This is a genomic window from Streptomyces flavovariabilis, assembly GCF_000725785.1.
Taxonomy (GTDB): Bacteria; Actinomycetota; Actinomycetes; order Streptomycetales; family Streptomycetaceae; genus Streptomyces; species Streptomyces hawaiiensis.
The window spans coordinates 60,803-78,064 of sequence record NZ_JNXD01000021.1 but is presented as its reverse complement, the minus strand read 5'-3'; the positions used below and the strand labels follow the sequence as shown (position 1 = coordinate 78,064).

Sequence of the window (17,262 nt, the reverse complement as noted above, 5' to 3'; positions counted from 1 at the left end):
GAGAAAAGGCGACAGGAACCTGTCACGTGTCCACCGGCCCCTAGCGTGACTCCCCGTGACCCATGACGCAGTGAGCAACTCGCCGTCGGACGATCCGCGCTGGACGCGCCGGGGCTTCCTCCGCACCGCCGCCGCGCTGGCCGTCGTGCCCGGCCTGCCGGCGGATCCCGCGGCCGCCGCGGCGGAGTTGCCGGACTTCCCCGCGGACGTCGCGCTGTACCGCTCGGCGTACCGGAACTGGGTCGGCGAGATCACCGCCGACGGCCTGTGGGCCTGTGCGCCGGACAGCCCGGACCAGGTGGTCACCGTCGTCAACTGGGCGTGGCGGCACGGGTGGCGGGTGCGCGCCCGGGGCGCCGCACACGGCTGGTCGCCTCTGACGGTGACGGAGGGGACGCCGTCCGGGGCGCCGGTCCTCCTGGTCGACACCGCGGCCCACCTCACGGGCCTCGCCCTGGACTCCCCGACGGCCGTACGCGCCGGGACGGGCGTGACCATGGAGGACCTGCTCGCCTTCCTGGAGGAACACGGCCTCGGCGTCACGGCGACACCCGCTCCCGGTGTGCTCACCCTGGGCGGGGTCCTGGCCGTCGACGGGCACGGCACCGCGGTCCCCGCGCGGGGCGAGCAGCGGCGGCCCGGGCACACCTACGGCTCGCTGAGCAATCTGATCCTCTCTCTCACGGCCTTGGTGTGGGACGACCGGGCCGGTGCGTACGCGCTGCGCACCTTCCACCGCGACGGGGCGGACTGCGCCGCGCTGCTGACACATCTCGGGCGGTCCCTGGTCACCGAGGTGGTGCTGCGCGTCGGCGTGAACACGAACCTGCGGTGCGTGAGCCGTACGGACATCCCGGCCGGGGAGCTGTTCGCCGCGCCCGGGCAGGGCCACGGGCGGACCTTCGCGAGCTTCCTGGACGCGGCGGGGCGGGTCGAGGCGATCTGGTTCGCCTTCACGGAGCATCCCTGGCTGAAGGTGTGGAGCGTCTCCCCCAGCCGGCCGCTGACCTCGCGGAAGGTGACCCGGCCCTACAACTACCCGTTCTCGGACAACATCCCGGGGCCGGTGGCGGAGCTGGCCGGCCGGATGACGTCGGACGCGGCCTGGTACCTCGCGCCGGTGCTCGGCACCGCGCAGTACGAGACCGCCGCGCTCGGGCTGGTGACGACGCTGTCCGCCGACCTCTGGGGGCCGTCCAAGAACACGCTGCTGTATCTGAAGCCGACCACGCTGCGGGTGCACGCCAACGGCTACGCGGTCCTCACCTCGCGGGACCGGGTGCAGCGGATCGTCTCCGAGTTCGCCGCGTTCTACCGGGAGCGGCTGACGGCGTACGCCGCCCGGGGCAGCTTCCCGGTCAACGGCTCGGTGGAGATCCGGGTGACCGGCCTGGACGACCCGGCCGACGCCGGGGTGGCCGGGGCCCGTCCGCCGCTGCTGTCGGCACTCCGGCCGCCCGAGGACCACGCCGAGTGGGACACGGCCGTGTGGCTGGACGTCCTGACCCTGCCGGGCACGCCGGACGCGGAGGCGTTCCTGCGCGAGCTCGAGCGGTTCCTGCTGCGTACGTTCGACGGCGGCCATGCGCTCACCCGGGTGGAGTGGTCCAAGGGCTGGGCGTACACGGACGATGAGGCGTGGAGCGACGAAGAGGTACTGGGCGGCGTCGTCCCGGCGGCGGTCGGCCCGGCCGCGTGGGCGGATGCGAACGCCGTGCTGGACCGGCTCGATCCGCACCGCGTGTACGGCAACACGTTCCTGGACCGGTTGTTCGGCTGAGGAGCCAGGTACGCCTGCACGGCCGGGGCGAGTGGCGCCGGCCGAGCAAGGCGAACATGCGCTCCTGGGGCAAGTGCACGTAGCGGGGCAGGTTACGCACACCTGTGAGGATTACCGAGAGCTGTCGATTGCCGACGCGGGGTGGCACCGCGCGGGCATCGCGGGCCGGACCGTCGAATCGCGCCACTTTTGCGGCGTGACGCGTACCACGGACGGCTGGCCGCACCGGCAGAAACATCCGCCACGGCACCCTCCGCGGGTGGAACTTCCCCTTCCACTCCCGGGCGCAGACTCCTCGCAGCAAGATCATCTTCGTTCAACCTTGCACGACATAAGGGGAATTGCCCGGATCGCAGCCAACCGGCTCGCGTGGATTTCTCCCGGTGGCGGGCGGGCCGATAGGCATGCGGGGTCATCAGCCGAACCCACCCAGGAGGTCCGCATGCCGGAACTCAGCCGTCGCAGCGCGCTCACCGCCGCGGCCGTCCTCGCCACGAGTGCGGGGACGTTGTCCGCCCTCACCCCCGCCTCGGCCGCCGGCCACCACGACTCCCCCGGGACTTTCGACGAGGTCTACAAGGGCCGCCGGATACAGGGCCGGCCGGCCACCGGGTCCGGTCACCACGACCACCACGGCGCGGGATACGCGGTGTTCGTCGACGGTGTCGAGCTGCACGTGATGCGCAACGCCGACGGCAGCTGGATCAGCGTCGTCAGCCACTACGACCCGGTGCCCACCCCGCGCGCCGCCGCCCGTGCCGCGGTGGACGAGCTGCAGGGCGCACCCCTGCTGCCCTTCCCCGCCAACTGACCCGCCCCGCAAGGCATCTGGAGCACCCGCACATGGCTGTCCGCAAGAACCAGTCCACCCTGACCGTCGACGAGAAGCGGCGTTTCGTCGCCGCGCTGCTGGAGCTGAAGCGCAGCGGCCGCTACGACGAGTTCGTCACGACGCACAACGCGTTCATCGTCTCCGACACCGACAACGGCGAACGGACCGGGCACCGCTCACCGTCCTTCCTGCCCTGGCACCGAAGATTCCTCCTGGAGTTCGAGCGGGCGCTGCAGTCGGTGGACGCGTCGGTGACACTGCCCTACTGGGACTGGACCGTCGACCGCACGCCGCGCGCCTCGCTGTGGGCTCCCGACTTCCTCGGGGGCACCGGCCGGGAGCGGGACGGCCGGGTTACGGACGGGCCGTTCACCGCGTCCGGCGGCAACTGGCCGATCATCGTGCGGGTCGACGGCCGTACGTTCCTGCGGCGCTCCCTCGGTGCCGGGGTACGGGAGCTGCCGACGCGGGCCGAGGTCGATTCGGTGCTGGCGATGTCCACGTACGACATGGCGCCCTGGAACAGCGGCTCGGACGGCTTCCGCAACCACCTCGAAGGGTGGCGGGGCGTCAACCTGCACAACCGCGTCCACGTCTGGGTCGGCGGGCACATGGCCACCGGGGCCTCCCCCAACGATCCGGTGTTCTGGCTGCACCACGCGTACATAGACAAGCTGTGGGCCGAGTGGCAGCGCCGGCACCCCGGCTCCGGCTACCTGCCGGCCGCCGGCACGCCGAACGTGATCGACTTCAACGAGACGATGCGGCCGTGGCACGACATGAGCCCGGCGGATCTACTGGACCACACGCCGCACTACACGTTCGACGTCTGATCAGACGGTCGCGCCCGAGCGGCACTCCGGGTGGCCCCAGCCGCTGTCGTTCTTGGCGATGGGCTCGCCCGCCGCGTACGAGCGGCCGCACTGGCAGCGGCCGGGGAACTTCGCCTTGATCGTGCGCGCGGAGCCCTTCCCCGCTGCGGTCTTCGCGGTCCGGGCCGCGCCGCCGCGCGGGCGGGAGCGGGGGGCCTTGGCCGGGGTGTCCGGGGCGGGCGGCGGCTCGGGAGAGCCGAGGCCGCTGCCCGCGGGCTCCTGGACGGTGGCGGCCTGGCTGGCGGCGCGGTCGGCGAAGTCGTTGAGCCGGTCGCCGTCGACCTGGTGGGCGGCGACGTAGCGGAACTCGACCGAGCGGCCGTCCAGGAGCTCGTCGATGCGCACCACGAGGTCCTGGTTGGCGACCGGCTTGCCGGCGGAGGTCTTCCAGCCGTTGCGCTTCCAGCCGGGCAGCCAGGTGGTGACGGCCTTCATCGCGTACTGCGAGTCCATCCGGATCTCGAGCGGCACGTCCGGGTCGGTCGCCGTCAGCAGGCGCTCCAGCGCGGTGAGTTCGGCGACGTTGTTGGTGGCCTTGCCGAGCGGCCCCGCCTCCCACCGCTCCGGTGTCTCGGAAGCGTCGGCGACGACCCAGGCCCAGCCCGCGGGCCCGGGATTTCCCTTCGAAGCCCCGTCGCACGCGGCCACAACACGTTCACGCATGCGCTCGATCATGCCATGGCCGCGGCAGCCGTCCGGCCGGGAGGTCCGGGTGCGGGCCGGCGCCTCAAGCCACGTCGGTCAGCTTCGGCATCTCTCCCTCGGTCTTCGTGATGTCGATCACCGAGAAGTTCGCGCCCTGCGGGTCGCTGATCGCCGCGAACCGGCCGAACGGGGTGGTCATCGGACCGAACCGCAGCACGCCGCCGAGCTCGGTGGCCTTCGCCACGGCCTCGTCGCAGTCCTCCACGGTGAAGTACACGTTGATGTACGGCTGCATCTCGGGCGGGAAGTCCTCGCCCATCTCCATCCGGCCCAGCACCGTGCGTTCGCCGAGGTCGTAGATCCGGAAGTCCATCTCGCCGTCCTCCATGTCCCGCTGCCGGTAGGAGAAGACGGCGGGGAAGAACGCGTCGGACTTCCCGGGCTCGCGGGTGAAGACCTCCGCCCAGGTGTAGGCGCCGGGTTCGGCCATCGCCTGGAAGCCCTCATGGGTACCCGCCTGCCAGACGCCGAAGACGACGCCGCCGGGGTCGCGGGCCAGGCACATGGTGCCGAAGTCGGCGACCCGCATGGGATCCATCAGCACCTCGCCACCGTGGTCACGGATCCGGGCGGCGGTGGCGGCCGCGTCGTCCGCGGCGAAGTACAGACACCACTGCGACAGGCCCTCCTGGCCGGGCATGGGCGGAACGACGGCGGCGACCGCCTTGCCGTTCGCGTAGGCCTCCGTGTAGTCGCCGAACTCCGTCGACGCCTCGGCGAAGGTCCAGCCGAGGACGCCGCCGTAGAAGTTCTTGGCCCCTTCGAGGTCGCTGAACATCGCGTCGGCCCAGCATGGGGTTCCTTCAGGTTGCACGGCCATGGCTACGGCCCTCTCCGGATGAGCGGAATCGTCCGCTTCCTCACGCTAGTCACCCCGGGGCCGCCCCGCGCGCCGAGCGGACCCGCGCCGGTCACGCCCGGCTGCCGCACCGCCCCTCGCGGTTCGCGACCGGCCGGTCCTGGCCATTCCGTCCGGCGTACGTCTTCCCCCCGGCGCCCGGCTGTGCTTGCCTGAGTGCCGATTCGGTGGCCGGGGCGGGAGTTACCGTATGCGCAAGCCGTGGGTCGTGGGAGTACTGCTGGCCGGGGTGCTCCTCGGCGGGTGCGGGGACCCCGCGTCCGGACCCGAGGAGCCCGCACCGGCCGCGCCGCGCGCGTCGGCCACCACCCACCAGCGGGCCCCCGCCTCCCCAGGTCCGCAGCCGGGGAAGGCACCCACGGTGCTGTACCTCGGCGACTCGCTCGCGATGGAGGGCCAGAAGGTCCTCGGCCAGGAGTTACGCCGGGACCTGAAGGCGCGGTACACCGGCGTCCCGTACTCCGGCACCACCCTGTGCGACTACCTGGAAGGCACCGCCGACCGGTCCCTGGTGCCGGCCGCGGACAAGGCCGCCGCACTGGTGCGCAGGCTGCGGCCCGACTTCGTGGTCCTGCAGTTCTGGGGGAACTCCTGGGGCTACACGCCGTGCATGGACGGCATCACCTACGACAAGTCACCGGCCCGGTACTTCAGCCGCTACGACGCCGACGCACGCCGGCTCAGCGAGCAGATCACCGCGGCCGGGGGCGGCGGCGGCCCGAGGATCGTGTGGGTGTCCCAGGGCCCGGATCCGATCACCCCCGACCGGGTCCGCCGCGTCAACGCGCTCTACGAGCAGCGGGCCGCCGCCTCGGGCGGCCTCGTGGCGGACGCCGGGAAAACGGTGAGCTCCGCCACCGGCCGCTACGCGTGGACGCAGTACCTGCCGTGCACGGCCTACGAGCGCGCCCGCCCCGGTTTGTGCACACAGCCCGGCCGCGACCGGACGGCCCTGCACCGCGACGACGACTATCTGCACTTCTGCCTGGCCCCCACCACGACCAAGCCGAAGCCGTGCCCGGTGCGTTCCCCCGGGATCCTGCGCATCGCCCGCGAGATCACCAAAACCATTCGACAGGCGGCGCGTTGACCGCTCGAATGGGCAACCATGTGCGCAGTGCGAATGCATGAGGACGAGCTGGACATCGACGGCTCGCTCGTCGGCCGGCTGATCGCGGAGCAGTTCCCGCAGTGGGCCGGGCTGCCCCTGCGGCGGCTTGAGTCCTCCGGTACGGAGAACGCCATGTTCCGCCTCGGCGCGGACAAGGTCGTACGGCTTCCCCGGCATCCCCGCGCCGTGGAGGCCATCGCGCACGAGTCGCGCTGGCTGCCCCGGCTGGCCCCGGAACTGCCCGCCGCCGCACCCGAGCCCCTCGGCCGGGGCGTGTCCGGCGACGGGTTCCCGTGGCCCTGGTCGGTCTACAGCTGGCTGGACGGCCGCAATCCGGTGCCCGGCAGGCTCGAGGAGCCCGCGCTGCTCGCCGGCGACCTGGCGGCGTATGTCACGGCCCTGCGCCGCATCGACGCGTCGGAGGGCCCCCTCGGCTACCGGGGAGTGCCACTGGCGGCCCGGGACCCCTACCTGCGCGAGGCGCTCGGGCGTCTCGCGGGGCGGGTCGACACCGCCGCGGTGACGGAGGCGTGGGAGGAGGCCCTGCGGGCCCCGGAGCACACCGGCCCGCCGCTCTGGGCTCACGGCGACCTGATGGCCGGCAATCTCCTGGTCACGGGCGGGCGGCTGAGCGCCGTGATCGACTTCGGCACGGTGGGGGTCGGGGATCCCGCCGTCGATCTCATCAGCGCCTGGTGCCTGCTGCCGGCCGCGGCCCGCGGCGTCTTCCGCGAGGCCGTGGGCGCCGGAGAAGCCGAATGGGCACGGGGGCGGGGCTGGGCCCTGTCGATCGCGGTCATCGCGCTGCCCTACTACTGGGACACGAACCCGCCGGTCGCGGCGAACTCCCGGCATGTGATCGGGGAGATCCTGGCCGAGACGGCTTAGGGGCGGAAGGAGGCTCCGCCCCCGCGGGGCACCTCACTCGCCCGCGTACGCCTTCTCCAGGGTGGCGATGTCGAACTTGCTCATCGCCATGAACGCCTGGGTCACCCGGGCCGCCTTCGACGGGTCCGAGTCGCTGATCATCTCGTCGAGCCGGTCCGGGACGACCTGCCAGGACACGCCGAACCTGTCCTTGAGCCAGCCGCAGGGGCCGGGCTCGCCACCGTTCTCGGTGAGCCTGGTCCAGTAGTAGTCGATCTCCTCCTGGTCCTCGCAGAAGATCATGAAGGAGGTGGCCTCGGTGAACTTGAACTGCGGGCCGCCGTTGAGCCCGAGGAACCGGTGACCGTTGGCCGTGAACTCGACGGTCATCACACTGCCCGCGGGCTGGAGCGCCCCCTCGGGATAGCGCACGGTCCTGCCGATGCCGGAGTTCTTGAAGATGGAGACGTAGTGGTGGGCGGCCTCCTCGGCCTGGCCGTCGAACCAGAGACACGTGGTGAAGCCATCGGTGGTCATGAGTCCTCCTGGGCGCTGGAACGCTGTCACCACTGTCGACCGGCCCTCGCCCCGGAACTCATCGGCCGGGGGCCGGCGAATTCAGGTGCTGCCCCACGAGTGAGAACGGCCGCGCCTGCCGGCTCTGCCGGTAGCGGATCTGCCGAAGGCAGAGAAACCGTTCGCGGGCATCGTCCGAGGCCGAGAGTGAAGTCGACGGCACCTCCCCGACACGTCCGCGGCACCTGTCGCCGCGACGAGGAGAACCCATGACTCCACTGACGACACTCGCCCCGCGGGCGGAGGAGGGCGACACCCCTCCGACCCGCTTCGACGACCAACTGGCCGCACAGCTGCTCGCGCAGCGCATCGTGCTGCTGGGCACCCAGGTCGACGAGGTCTCCGCAAACCGGGTCTGCTCCCAGTTGCTCATCCTGTCCGCGGAGGACGCGCACACCGACATCAGCCTGTACATCAACAGCCCGGGCGGCGCGGTCCACGCGGGCCTCGCCATCTACGACACGATGCGGCTCATCCCGAACGACGTGTCCACGCTGGCCATGGGCTTCGCGGCCAGCATGGGCCAGTTCCTGCTGAGCGTCGGCGCACCGGGCAAGCGCTACGCCCTGCCGAACGCGCGGATCATGATGCACCAGCCGTCCGCGGGCATCGGCGGCACCACCGCCGACATCGAGATCCAGGCGGAGAACCTGGAGTTCACCAAGCGGACCATCGAGCGGATCACCGCCGAACACACCGGCCAGAGCCCGGAGACCATCTCCCGGGACGGCGACCGGGACCGCTGGTTCACGGCCGAGGAGGCCAGGGAGTACGGCATGGTGGACCGGGTCGTGGAGTCCCTCTCCGACGTCCGCCCGGCCGCGACGCGACGCAGGATGGGGCTGCAGTGATGGGGAGCTACACGATTCCGAACGTCATCGAGCGGACCCCGCAGGGCGAGCGCTCCTTCGACGTCTTCAGCCGGCTGCTCAACGAGCGGATCATCTTCCTCGGCACCGAGATCGACGACGGCGTGGCCAACGTCGTCATCGCCCAGCTCCTCCACCTGGAGTCGTCGTCCCCGGAGAGCGAGATCGCGATCTACCTCAACTCCCCGGGCGGCTCCTTCACTTCACTCATGGCCATCTACGACACCATGACGTTCGTGCAGGCGCCCATCTCCACGTTCTGCGTCGGGCAGGCGGCCTCCACGGCGGCGGTGCTGCTGGCCGGCGGGGATCCGGGGCGGCGGTTCGTGCTGGAGCACTCGCGGGTGCTGCTCGGCCAGCCGGCCGCGGGCGGGCAGCGCGGCATGGTGTCCGACCTGGCGCTCCAGGCCAAGGAGATGGTGCGGATCCGCTCCCAGGTGGAGGAAGTGCTGGCCCGGCACACCCACCACGACGTGGCGACCCTGCGCGCCGACATGGACCGCGACAAGGTGTTCACCGCGCAGGAGGCGGTGGGCTACGGGCTGGCCGACGAGGTGCTGAGCCGGCGCCTCGTGAAGGTCTGAGGCGCCGGCCGGACATACGGTTCAGGCGGCCAGGCACATTCCGTCGTGCGACGCGGTGGACATCCCGCGGTGGCTGCCGCCCGCGTGGCGCGAGGTGACGCGGGTCAGTTCTCCCTGCGCCCTCGTCAGCAGGTCGCCGAGGTTCAGTCCGAGGGCGTGGGCGGCGGCCGCGAGGACTTCGGAGGAGGCTTCCTTGCGGCCGCGCTCCACCTCCGAGAGGTAGGGCATGGAGATCCGCGCCTCGTCGGCGACGTCCTTCAACGTGCGCTCCTGCGCGAGGCGTTCACGGCGCAGGACGTCGCCCACGAGGTCCCGCCACAGCGGCTCCTTCGCGGCGGGGGCCGGCGGCGCCTTGCGCGGCGGTGCGCCGGCGGGACGCGCGCCGTGCGGGCGCAGGGGGATGACTCGGGCTGCGTTCGGCAGGTGGTTGCTCACTTCTCCAGCCTAGGAATCCCGGTCGCCGGGGGAAGGGCCAGGCGTTCCGCCCTCGGTGGAATCACCGCGCCCGCGACGGGCACAGAAGGTGACATTCCTTCCGATTGCGCCCGTAGGAAAATCTTCGGGCATGGTGCGCCTCAACCCGGGTACCCGCAACCCGGGAGTACCTATGCAGATGTCGCCGTGACGTTCGTGGGAGAGGTAATGGAGACCGCCGTGATCCGGTCGAAGGCACAGGTCGCCGAAGAGAACACCGAAGCCAGCGCGGGTGACGGAGCACTGCCTGGCGTCGTGGACCCGCGGTCCGTGGCCCCGCGGGACGCGAGGGAGCTGTCCCGCCAGTTCTTCCAGCGCCTGACGGAACTCGAAGAGGGCACGCACGAGTACCAGTACGCGCGCAACACCCTGATCGAGATGAACATGTCACTCGTGCGTTTCGCGGCCGGACGGTTCCGGGGCCGGGGCGACGACATGGAGGACATCGTCCAGACCGGCATGATCGGTCTGATCAAGGCCATCGACCGGTTCGAGCTCTCGCGTGAGGTCGAGTTCACCTCCTTCGCGCTGCCGTACATCGTCGGCGAGATCAAGCGCTTCTTCCGGGACACGACGTGGGCGGTGCACGTGCCGCGGCGGCTGCAGGAGCTGCGCGTGGAGCTGGCCAAGGCCCGCGAGGAGCTCGCCAGCCGGCTGGACCGCGAGCCGACGGTCGCCGAGCTGGCCACGCTGATGAACATCTCCGAGCGCCAGGTGGTGGAGGGGCAGATCGCGGCGAACGGGTACAACTCGTCGTCGCTGGACGCCGCGCTCACCGGCGACGGTCCGGAGGGCGGCGAGGCGGTCCTGGCCGACTTCATCGGCGTGGAGGAGGACGGGCTGCGGCTCGTCGAGGACTTCCACTCGCTCGCCCCGCTCATGGCGGAGCTGAGCGAGCGCGACCGGCAGATCATCCACATGCGGTTCGTGGAGGAGGCCACCCAGGCGGAGATCGGTGAGCGGCTCGGCTGCTCGCAGATGCACGTGTCCCGCCTGATCAAGCGGATCATCACGCGGCTGCGCGAGGGCATGCTGGGCGAGCTGGGCTGCGCCTGACACCGTCGTCCGGCCAGCGGGTGCCGTCCTCCACGCGGGAGTGGGGCGGCACCCGTGACCGCGTTCGCAGCAGCCTCATCAGGAGAGCGCGCCCGCTGAGAGACCGAGCGGAACCAGACAGATGGGGACCATGTGCGCCGTCCGGGTGATGCTCTCGCCCGGCCGGTTCACCGCTTGGCTGTCTCGGAGAGCGGCAGCACGGCGCGGACCCGCTTGCCCACCGGCACCCGTTCCACACTGACCTGCTCGGCGAGCGCGTGGACGATCTCCAGGCCGTGCCGGCCGATGCGCTCGGGATTGCGGGGGAAGATGCGCGGCAGTGCGGAGCTGCTGTCGTAGACCGACACCGTCACCGCGGTGTCGGTGCCGACGAGCTCCAGGATGTACGGCCCGTTGCTGTGCCGGTCGGCGTTGGTGACCAGCTCGCTCACCACCAGCAGTACGGCGCCGTCGACGCGCTCGTCGATACGCGCGCACCACTCGGTCCTGAGCTGATCGAGGAAGAGCGCGGCGAAGGACCGCGCTTCGGCGATGCAGCCCTGCTCGCCGGTGTAGTGTGCCGCTCGCCTCAGCGGTTCAACGGGCACGTCGAAACCAGTCGGTATCACTGCCCCGTCCAGGTGGTCGATCATTCTTTTCTCTCTGGGAAGCCGGGCTGGCCGGACGCTCTGCACAGTGCTCGTACCCCGAGCCGGGCTTCGCAGTCCTGACAGTTCTCCGCCCGTTCGGTAGCCAGGGCATTGTCCCCCGTCCGCGGGGCACTCGGAAGGACTCAGGGCCGGCCGAGGGCGGCCGGGCCGGATCGCCGGAGGTGCGCGGTGGCCTGGTGGATATGGCTGGTCGTGGTGATCGCGGCGCTCGCCGCTGTCGCGGCGGTGACGCTCGCGGTGCAGGCCGGCCGGCGGTCGGGGACCGTCATAGCGGTCCGGCGCCGGCCCCGCGGGAAGGGCCTGCGATGAACGAGCTGCTGGCCGCACGGAGTCTGACGACCCTGCCGGTGGTCACCCTGGGCGGCGACGCCGTCGCGCAGGTCAAGGACACCGTCTTCGACGCGGCCGCCGGGCGGGTCACCGGTTTCACGCTCAGCGGCCGGGGTCTGCTGTCGGGTCCGCTGAAGCAGAGCCTGCCCTGGTCGGCGGTGCACGCGCTGGGTCCGTACGCGGTGATGATCCGTGACGCCCTCGTGCTGCAGGACACGTCCGCCGTGGTGGCCCGCCGCGAGGCCCAGCAGGGCCGGGTGCTGCACGCGAAGGTGCTGACTGATGAGGGCGCCGAGGTCGGCACGGTGCTCGACGTGATCGTCGAGGGCGGCGCCGGCGGCCGGGTCGTGGGCTTCCGGATCGCCGCCGCCAAAGCCTTGGTGCAGGGCTCCAGACGCCGTCGGCACCGGGTGTACGTCCCGCGTGGCGAGACACTGGCGGTCTCCGGCCGGGCCCTGGTCATCCCGGCGGACGCAACCCGTTACGTCGCCGAAGACCTGCCGGCCTTCGTCGCCCGGGTCGACGCCTTCCGCGCCGGGCGGGAGGGCACGGCGTCATGATGCTGTTCTCCGAGGCGCGTGGCCTGCCGGTGCTGACGCTGACCGAGGCGGAGGAGGTCGGCACCCTGAGGTCGCTGACGGTCGACGCCGTGTCCGGTGTGGTCACACACGTCCGGGTGCGGGGCCGGCATTCCCGGAAGGAGACCGTGCTGGCCTGGGGCGCCCTGCACGCCATCGGCCCGGACGCGGTACTGGTCCGCATGACCGCAACACCGGCCGAGGTGCCGCCGCACCACGAGCTCGTGGGCCTCAGGATCCTCACCGAGACGGGCGACACGCTCGGCGCGGTCCAGGACGTCGCGTTCGAACCGGAGACGGGGCGCATCGAGGCGGTCGTCACCGCGCACGGCGACCTGCCGGCCGACCGGCTGCTCGGGCTCGGAGACTACGCCCTGGTGGTCCGCGCCGCTTGACCGGCCGGGTCAGGAGGCCGGGGCCTGTTCTTCCGTGGTGCCGCCGCCGGTGTCGCTCCCGGTGTCACCCCCGGTGTCGCTGTCGGGCGGAGGCGGCTGGGTGCCGGACGAGGGCGGCTCGTCCGTCGTCGGCCCGGACGTGTCCGTGTCCGAGGTCGGCGGATCACTCGGGGGCTGCGGTTGCGGCGACGCCGGGTCGGACGGCGCCGTGGGCGTGGTGACGCTCGCCGATGGAGAGGGCTTGTCCGGCTTCTCGGTCTTGTTGTCCTTCTTGCCGGTGTCGCCCTTGTGGCGCTCGAACCACTCGCCGTCGGGTTCGCACATCACGAAGACGTCGACCGGCTCCGGCGCGGGCGTCACCATGACGACGTTCGACTGCTTGTACCCCGGCCACGCGTCGCCGGTCGTCTTCGGCGCGGTCTGCCGGGCGACCGGCGGGGACAGCGGGTTGCCGCACGCGCAGCGCACCTTGGGCACACCGCGGTCGTCGACGAGGACGGCCGTGCCGGCCTGGAGGACGGCCTGGTAGCTGGTCGGGGCGCCGTCCTTGTAGCCGTGGTTGGTGACGCGGGTGTCCATGCGGAGCTGCACGGGGGTGAGCGAACGCAGGTAGGCGGGAACCTCGGACGGCTGGATCCGGGCGACCGAGGCGAACGCGCGCTGCTTGTCCGGGGCGTCCTCGAAGTACTTGATCTGCTTCTCGACATCGCAGCTGGCGACCTTGCGGGTGCCTCCGTACAGGCCGGGCGCATCCCCCTTCACGCCCCGGACGGCGTTCTGCGGCGCCGACTCGGTGGCCCCCGAGGGGGCGACCGGGGAGGCGGAGCTCTTCTCGTCGACCGTCGACTCGGTGAACTCGTCCGGCCCCGTGTCGGCCGCGGGCTGGAGGAAGACCTCGCCGCTGGACGTGCTGGTACCGCCGTCGGACGCACCGGTGCCGCCGTCGTCGGGCCGGGAGAGCACCACGGCCAGAACCACGGCGGCCACCACGGCGGTGGCGATGATCGCGACACGGGGCACGGACCCCCACCACGGTCGGCGGGGCTCGGGCTCCTTGCCGCCTCCGCTGGGCGGCTCCGAGGGCGGGCCGCCGCCCGAGGGCGGCTGGGAGGGACCCGACAGCGGGCCCGAGGGAGGTCCGGTGGGGCGGTCGGACGACGGCGGATCGACGCTCACGAGCTCTTCTCCCGCGTGGGTTCTCTGCGGCCTTCACACACTCGAAGTGGTTGATCCCGATGTGTGCCGCTTTTTCCACTACGAGCTCATTGTGTGCTCCAGTCCCGTACGCCACGCAAGCCGACGCGGACGGACCCCTCCGGCGGGCGCCCGGGGCGGGGGCTCCTTAGCGTGGCAGCGTGAGTTCGCGCACCCCTTCCGGCCAGGCACGCACCTCCGGCGAGCGGGCCGTCGCCCGCCATGGCTGGGCGCATGCCCTCGTCACGGTGCTCGGCGGACTGCTCGCCATGGCGGTGGTGGCCGCTCTGGGCCTGTGGGCGGCCGGGGCCACGGACCTTCCGGACGGCGCGTTCGCCCCCGTCGTCGCGGCCACCGTGGTCACCGCTGTCGGCGGCACGGTGAAGCTCGCCGGAAGCGCGGGCGACCTCGCCGACACACAGGCGGGCCTGACGGTGATTCCGTTGTCCGTCACGCTCACCGGGGCGCTGGTGATCGCCTGGGGCTTCCTCCGGCCGCTGCGGCACCGCGCGGTCGCCGGGGCCACGGAGCTGGCCGGCTGGGCCGGCCGGGTGGCGGCCCTGTGGCTGCTCGCGCTGATCGGCCTGACGCTCGCCGCCCGCCACACCTTCGACATCTCCCTCGGGGACGACACGCTCGGTGAACTCGGCGACCTGTTCGGCGCCTCACCGGAGATCGGCTTCACCACCGACGTTCCGCTGTCCGTGTTCGTCGGCGTCGTGTGGCTGGCCGGTGTGCTGGTGCTGGCGCTGCTGGTGTCGCGCGGGGCCCCGTTGCCCGCGGGGCTGCTGCGCTTCCAGGCGTCGGTGCGGCCGGCCGCGTACGCGATGGTCGCGCTGCTGCTGGCCTGCGTCGTCATCGGCGTGGTCGTCGCGCTGGTCGTCGCGACGGCGAAGGGGCACGCGCGGGAGACGTTCGCGGTGATTCTGCTCGGCTTGCCGAACCTGGTGTGGCTGGCGCTGACGATCGGGCTCGGCGCCACCTGGAACGGCAAGGTGGAGGGGCCGTTCGGGCTGCCCATGCCTCATGTGCTGGACGAGGTGCTGCGCACCCCGGACATCTCCGAGCTGAACCTGCGGACCCTCTCCGAGCACGACGGCCGGGTGTGGTGGCTGCTGGTCGTCGACGTCGTGCTGCTGCTGTCCGCCGCGTTCGTGATGGCGGCCCGGTCACCGGCCCGGGTGCGGGCCTGGCAGCACGCCGTGCACATGGCGGTCGCCCTCGTGCTCACGGTGTTCATGATCTGCCTCGTCGGGCGCATCTCCGCGCACTACGGCCTGTCCGTGCTGGGCATCGGCGATCTGGGCGGCGGTCTCGGGGGTGAGCTGTTCCTGAGACCCCGGCTGTGGGGTGCCGTCGGCCTGGCCGTCCCGTGGGGGCTGGTGACCGGGTTCGCCGGGGCACTGCTCGCGCGGCACGTACGGCGGCGCGGCGAGGTGCGCTCCGACAGCGAGAGCTGACGCCGCGCTCTACGTCCGCTGCACGAAGACCGGTTCGGCCCAGCGCGGCGGCGGCTTGGGCCGCTCCTCCCCCGCGCCCGGCAACTGCCGGTCCACCCGCGTGGGCGACCGGGTGGCGCCGGTGCCACCGCCGGTCGTCGCCGCGCGCAGTGCGGCGACGAAGGCGAGACAGGACGGGTACCGGTCGTCGGGACTCTTGGCGAGGGCCTGGGCCAGGACGGGGTCGACCCGCGGGTCGAGGTCGGGCCGGTCCTCGGTCAGCGGCGGCGGTTCGTCGTACTGGTGGGCCCACAGCAGGGCCATGTCGTCGTCCCGGAGGAAGGGCGGATGGCCGGCCAGGGTCTCGAAGACGACGCAGGCGAAGCCGTACACGTCGCAGCGGGCGTCGACCGGCTTGCCGGAGATCTGCTCGGGGGCGACGTAGTCGAGTGTGCCGACGAACTGGCCGACCGTGGTGAATCCGGTGAGCGACAGTGACTTCTTCGTCAGGCCGAAGTCGGTGAGGTAGACATGCTCGGGGTGGTCGCTGTCGGTGCCGCGGGACACCAGGATGTTGCCGGGCTTGACGTCCCTGTGGACCAGCCCGTGATCGTGGGCCGCGTCGAGCGCGGAGGCGACCTGGGCGGCGACGCGCACGGCGGTGACGAGCGGCATCGGGCCCTCACGGTCGAGGACGTGCCGCAGGTCGCTGCCGGCGACGTAGCGCATGGCGATGTACAGCACGCCGTCCGCCTCCCCGGCCTCGAACACCGGCACGATGTGCGGGTGGTCGATCGCTGCGGCGGCCCGGGACTCGTGGGTGAAGCGACGGCGGAAGGTGTCGTTGCGCACGAGTTCCGGGGCGAGCAGCTTCAGGGCGACGGTGCGTTCCAGGCGCAGGTCGCGGGCCCGGTAGACGACGGCCATGCCGCCCCGCCCGATCTCCTGCTCGAGCCGGTACCCGGCGATCTGCTGCCCGACCAGCTCGGAGGGCCGCCCGGAGAACAAACTCGTCTCGCGGTTCAACGGCCGTCACCCTCGGGCGAGACGACCCGGGTGGGCTCCTGCCCCACGACCCGCGTGGGCGGCGCCGCAGCCGGACGATCCGCCGCGTCCTCGCCCTCCCCCTCCTCGGAGGACACGGCGCGCGTGGGTTCGGCGGCGCCGGCGGACCCGACCCGCGCCGGCTCGGGAGCGCCGGGTGGCACCACTCGTGTGGGCTGGTGGGCCGCCTCAGGAGGCGCAGCCCGCGAGGACTCGGGGGTCTCCTCACGCGCCACCCGCATGGGCTCGGACACTCCCGGAGCCACCACCCGGGTCGGCTCCGCGGCTTCGGCAGGCCCGGCCCCCTTCGGCTCGGGCGCTTCCGGGGCCACCACCCGAGTCGGCTCAGGAGCCTCCGCGGGCGCAGCCTCCGAGGGCTCGGGCGTCTCGGGCGGGGCCGTCCGGGTCGGTCCTGCGGGGGCGCCCCGGGCGGGGGGAGGCGCGTCGGGCGGGCGGACGGTCTCCTCGGCGCGCGGCGTTCCGACAGGGCCCTGGGGCGGTGCCACCCGCGTCGGGGGATGCACGGGCGGTTCGGCCGGGCGGGACGCCGGTCGGGCTGCGGGCGTATCGTCCGTCGCATACGTGGTCATCCGGGTCCCGTCGGCGTACACCCAGTGCTCGTGGGCGGAGTCGTAGAGCCACACGGACTCGCCGTCGACGACGACGCCGATCCGCATGCCGTGGGTGCGGGTGCGGAACGCCTCCCGGTCGAGGCCGCCCGCGAGGTCCTCCACCGCGGAGCAGTAGCGCGCCAGGGTTTCCTGCGCCCGGCCCAGCAGCGGCCGCGGGTCGGCGGCGCGGGTGAGCGGCCCGCCCGCCGCGGGCGGGTCCTGCGGTACGGCGACCAGGCGGCGGCCGTCGACCCAGGCGGACCAGCCGTTGAAGCACAGCACGTGCCCCCAGTCGCCCTGCCGCTCCATGAGCTGCACCGGCAGCAGGGGATCCAGGTCCACGGTGGGCCGGGACGGGTCGGGGGCCTCCCAGGCGGGCATCCCGTGCTGCGGGACGACGTGTGTGGGCCGGAATCCGGGAGTCGTCACAGGCGCT

At 72.3% G+C, this 17,262-nt stretch carries 20 protein-coding genes; 12 read left to right on the top strand and 8 right to left on the bottom strand.

The window, feature by feature from the left end; genetic code table 11:
- Positions 1–55: 55 nt before the first annotated feature.
- The 3 genes from IO24_RS0131200 to melC2 all read left to right on the top strand — a co-directional run bounded on the left by IO24_RS0131200 (position 56) and on the right by melC2 (position 3,445).
- Entirely contained in the window at positions 56–1,780 is a 1,725-nt protein-coding gene (locus tag IO24_RS0131200; RefSeq protein WP_234335304.1) for a cholesterol oxidase substrate-binding domain-containing protein, read from the top strand.
- Between the two features lie 442 nt (positions 1,781–2,222).
- Complete coding sequence (gene melC1 / locus IO24_RS0131195; RefSeq protein WP_031141479.1) at positions 2,223–2,591, top strand: apotyrosinase chaperone MelC1; 369 nt, start codon at positions 2,223–2,225, stop codon at positions 2,589–2,591.
- Between the two features lie 32 nt (positions 2,592–2,623).
- Positions 2,624–3,445 (top strand): tyrosinase MelC2, encoded by an 822-nt coding sequence (gene melC2 / locus IO24_RS0131190; RefSeq protein ID WP_031141477.1) that lies wholly within the window; start codon positions 2,624–2,626, stop codon positions 3,443–3,445.
- On the opposite strand, the gene IO24_RS0131185 is transcribed toward melC2, so the two are convergent.
- Both IO24_RS0131185 and IO24_RS0131180 read right to left on the bottom strand, forming a co-directional pair.
- Positions 3,446–4,159: a ribonuclease H family protein gene (locus IO24_RS0131185; RefSeq protein ID WP_031141475.1), complete on the bottom strand. Its 714-nt coding sequence runs from the start codon at positions 4,157–4,159 to the stop codon at positions 3,446–3,448.
- 52 nt (positions 4,160–4,211) lie between these two features.
- On the bottom strand, positions 4,212–5,009 hold the full coding sequence (locus IO24_RS0131180; protein WP_031141473.1) for a VOC family protein: 798 nt from the start codon (positions 5,007–5,009) through the stop codon (positions 4,212–4,214).
- Positions 5,010–5,238: 229 nt separating this feature from the next.
- On the opposite strand from IO24_RS0131180, the gene IO24_RS0131175 reads away from it, so the two are divergent.
- Together IO24_RS0131175 and IO24_RS0131170 are read left to right on the top strand one after the other, a co-directional pair.
- Positions 5,239–6,138: a hypothetical protein gene (locus IO24_RS0131175; protein ID WP_031141472.1), complete on the top strand. Its 900-nt coding sequence runs from the start codon at positions 5,239–5,241 to the stop codon at positions 6,136–6,138.
- A gap of 18 nt (positions 6,139–6,156) precedes the next feature.
- Positions 6,157–7,047, top strand: a complete 891-nt coding sequence (locus IO24_RS0131170; RefSeq protein ID WP_031141470.1) for an aminoglycoside phosphotransferase family protein — start codon at positions 6,157–6,159, stop codon at positions 7,045–7,047.
- Between the two features lie 33 nt (positions 7,048–7,080).
- On the opposite strand, the gene IO24_RS0131165 is transcribed toward IO24_RS0131170, so the two are convergent.
- On the bottom strand, positions 7,081–7,563 hold the full coding sequence (locus tag IO24_RS0131165; RefSeq protein WP_031141468.1) for a VOC family protein: 483 nt from the start codon (positions 7,561–7,563) through the stop codon (positions 7,081–7,083).
- 248 nt (positions 7,564–7,811) lie between these two features.
- On the opposite strand from IO24_RS0131165, the gene IO24_RS0131160 reads away from it, so the two are divergent.
- Entirely contained in the window at positions 7,812–8,453 is a 642-nt protein-coding gene (locus IO24_RS0131160; protein WP_031141467.1) for an ATP-dependent Clp protease proteolytic subunit, read from the top strand.
- Positions 8,453–9,055: a ClpP family protease gene (locus IO24_RS0131155; RefSeq protein ID WP_031141465.1), complete on the top strand. Its 603-nt coding sequence runs from the start codon at positions 8,453–8,455 to the stop codon at positions 9,053–9,055. Before IO24_RS0131160 ends, IO24_RS0131155 begins: the two co-directional genes overlap by 1 nt.
- 21 nt (positions 9,056–9,076) lie before the next feature.
- On the opposite strand, the gene IO24_RS0131150 is transcribed toward IO24_RS0131155, so the two are convergent.
- Complete coding sequence (locus IO24_RS0131150) at positions 9,077–9,490, bottom strand: helix-turn-helix domain-containing protein (RefSeq protein ID WP_031141463.1); 414 nt, start codon at positions 9,488–9,490, stop codon at positions 9,077–9,079.
- 207 nt (positions 9,491–9,697) lie between these two features.
- Here IO24_RS0131150 and IO24_RS0131145 point away from each other — a divergent pair, with 207 nt between their 5' ends.
- Positions 9,698–10,585, top strand: a complete 888-nt coding sequence (locus tag IO24_RS0131145) for an RNA polymerase sigma factor SigF (RefSeq protein ID WP_031141461.1) — start codon at positions 9,698–9,700, stop codon at positions 10,583–10,585.
- Between the two features lie 167 nt (positions 10,586–10,752).
- Here the strand turns inward: IO24_RS0131145 and IO24_RS0131140 are convergent, their stop codons facing one another.
- A complete protein-coding gene (locus tag IO24_RS0131140) occupies positions 10,753–11,217 on the bottom strand; it encodes an ATP-binding protein (RefSeq protein ID WP_031141459.1) in 465 nt (154 codons plus the stop codon).
- 186 nt (positions 11,218–11,403) lie between these two features.
- Here IO24_RS0131140 and IO24_RS45785 point away from each other — a divergent pair, with 186 nt between their 5' ends.
- The 3 genes from IO24_RS45785 to IO24_RS0131125 are packed head-to-tail and all read left to right on the top strand — an operon-like array spanning position 11,404 to position 12,538.
- Positions 11,404–11,544, top strand: a complete 141-nt coding sequence (locus IO24_RS45785) for a hypothetical protein (protein WP_167551643.1) — start codon at positions 11,404–11,406, stop codon at positions 11,542–11,544.
- The gene (locus IO24_RS0131130) at positions 11,541–12,125 is read left to right on the top strand and encodes a PRC-barrel domain-containing protein (RefSeq protein ID WP_031141456.1); all 585 of its coding nucleotides are present in this window, start codon (positions 11,541–11,543) and stop codon (positions 12,123–12,125) included. The genes IO24_RS45785 and IO24_RS0131130 overlap by 4 nt, the downstream gene beginning before the upstream one ends.
- The gene (locus tag IO24_RS0131125) at positions 12,122–12,538 is read left to right on the top strand and encodes a PRC-barrel domain-containing protein (protein ID WP_031141454.1); all 417 of its coding nucleotides are present in this window, start codon (positions 12,122–12,124) and stop codon (positions 12,536–12,538) included. The genes IO24_RS0131130 and IO24_RS0131125 overlap by 4 nt, the downstream gene beginning before the upstream one ends.
- Before the next feature lie 9 nt (positions 12,539–12,547).
- On the opposite strand, the gene IO24_RS41110 is transcribed toward IO24_RS0131125, so the two are convergent.
- Positions 12,548–13,714, bottom strand: coding sequence for a DUF6777 domain-containing protein (locus IO24_RS41110; RefSeq protein WP_045296754.1), 1,167 nt, complete (start codon positions 13,712–13,714; stop codon positions 12,548–12,550).
- 179 nt (positions 13,715–13,893) lie between these two features.
- On the opposite strand from IO24_RS41110, the gene IO24_RS0131115 reads away from it, so the two are divergent.
- Positions 13,894–15,192 carry a streptophobe family protein gene (locus IO24_RS0131115; RefSeq protein WP_031141446.1) on the top strand — a complete coding sequence of 433 codons (1,299 nt, stop codon included), beginning with the start codon at positions 13,894–13,896 and terminating at the stop codon, positions 15,190–15,192.
- A gap of 9 nt (positions 15,193–15,201) precedes the next feature.
- Here the strand turns inward: IO24_RS0131115 and IO24_RS0131110 are convergent, their stop codons facing one another.
- Together IO24_RS0131110 and IO24_RS47695 are read right to left on the bottom strand one after the other, a co-directional pair.
- Positions 15,202–16,197, bottom strand: coding sequence for a serine/threonine-protein kinase (locus tag IO24_RS0131110; RefSeq protein WP_031141444.1), 996 nt, complete (start codon positions 16,195–16,197; stop codon positions 15,202–15,204).
- The gene (locus IO24_RS47695; RefSeq protein WP_045296752.1) at positions 16,194–17,255 is read right to left on the bottom strand and encodes a hypothetical protein; all 1,062 of its coding nucleotides are present in this window, start codon (positions 17,253–17,255) and stop codon (positions 16,194–16,196) included. The genes IO24_RS0131110 and IO24_RS47695 overlap by 4 nt, the downstream gene beginning before the upstream one ends.
- Positions 17,256–17,262 lie beyond the last annotated feature (7 nt).

Excerpts from the sequence above, each read along its gene's own strand:
- melC1 (WP_031141479.1), top strand. The coding sequence starts at position 2,223 with ATGCCGGAACTCAGCCGTCGCAGCGCGCTCACCGCCGCGGCCGTCCTC.
- melC2 (WP_031141477.1), top strand. The coding sequence starts at position 2,624 with ATGGCTGTCCGCAAGAACCAGTCCACCCTGACCGTCGACGAGAAGCGG.
- IO24_RS0131185 (WP_031141475.1), bottom strand. The coding sequence starts at position 4,159 with ATGATCGAGCGCATGCGTGAACGTGTTGTGGCCGCGTGCGACGGGGCT.
- IO24_RS0131180 (WP_031141473.1), bottom strand. The coding sequence starts at position 5,009 with ATGGCCGTGCAACCTGAAGGAACCCCATGCTGGGCCGACGCGATGTTC.
- IO24_RS0131175 (WP_031141472.1), top strand. The coding sequence starts at position 5,239 with ATGCGCAAGCCGTGGGTCGTGGGAGTACTGCTGGCCGGGGTGCTCCTC.
- IO24_RS0131170 (WP_031141470.1), top strand. The coding sequence starts at position 6,157 with ATGTGCGCAGTGCGAATGCATGAGGACGAGCTGGACATCGACGGCTCG.
- IO24_RS0131165 (WP_031141468.1), bottom strand. The coding sequence starts at position 7,563 with ATGACCACCGATGGCTTCACCACGTGTCTCTGGTTCGACGGCCAGGCC.
- IO24_RS0131160 (WP_031141467.1), top strand. The coding sequence starts at position 7,812 with ATGACTCCACTGACGACACTCGCCCCGCGGGCGGAGGAGGGCGACACC.
- IO24_RS0131155 (WP_031141465.1), top strand. The coding sequence starts at position 8,453 with ATGGGGAGCTACACGATTCCGAACGTCATCGAGCGGACCCCGCAGGGC.
- IO24_RS0131145 (WP_031141461.1), top strand. The coding sequence starts at position 9,698 with ATGGAGACCGCCGTGATCCGGTCGAAGGCACAGGTCGCCGAAGAGAAC.
- IO24_RS0131140 (WP_031141459.1), bottom strand. The coding sequence starts at position 11,217 with ATGATCGACCACCTGGACGGGGCAGTGATACCGACTGGTTTCGACGTG.
- IO24_RS0131130 (WP_031141456.1), top strand. The coding sequence starts at position 11,541 with ATGAACGAGCTGCTGGCCGCACGGAGTCTGACGACCCTGCCGGTGGTC.
- IO24_RS0131125 (WP_031141454.1), top strand. The coding sequence starts at position 12,122 with ATGATGCTGTTCTCCGAGGCGCGTGGCCTGCCGGTGCTGACGCTGACC.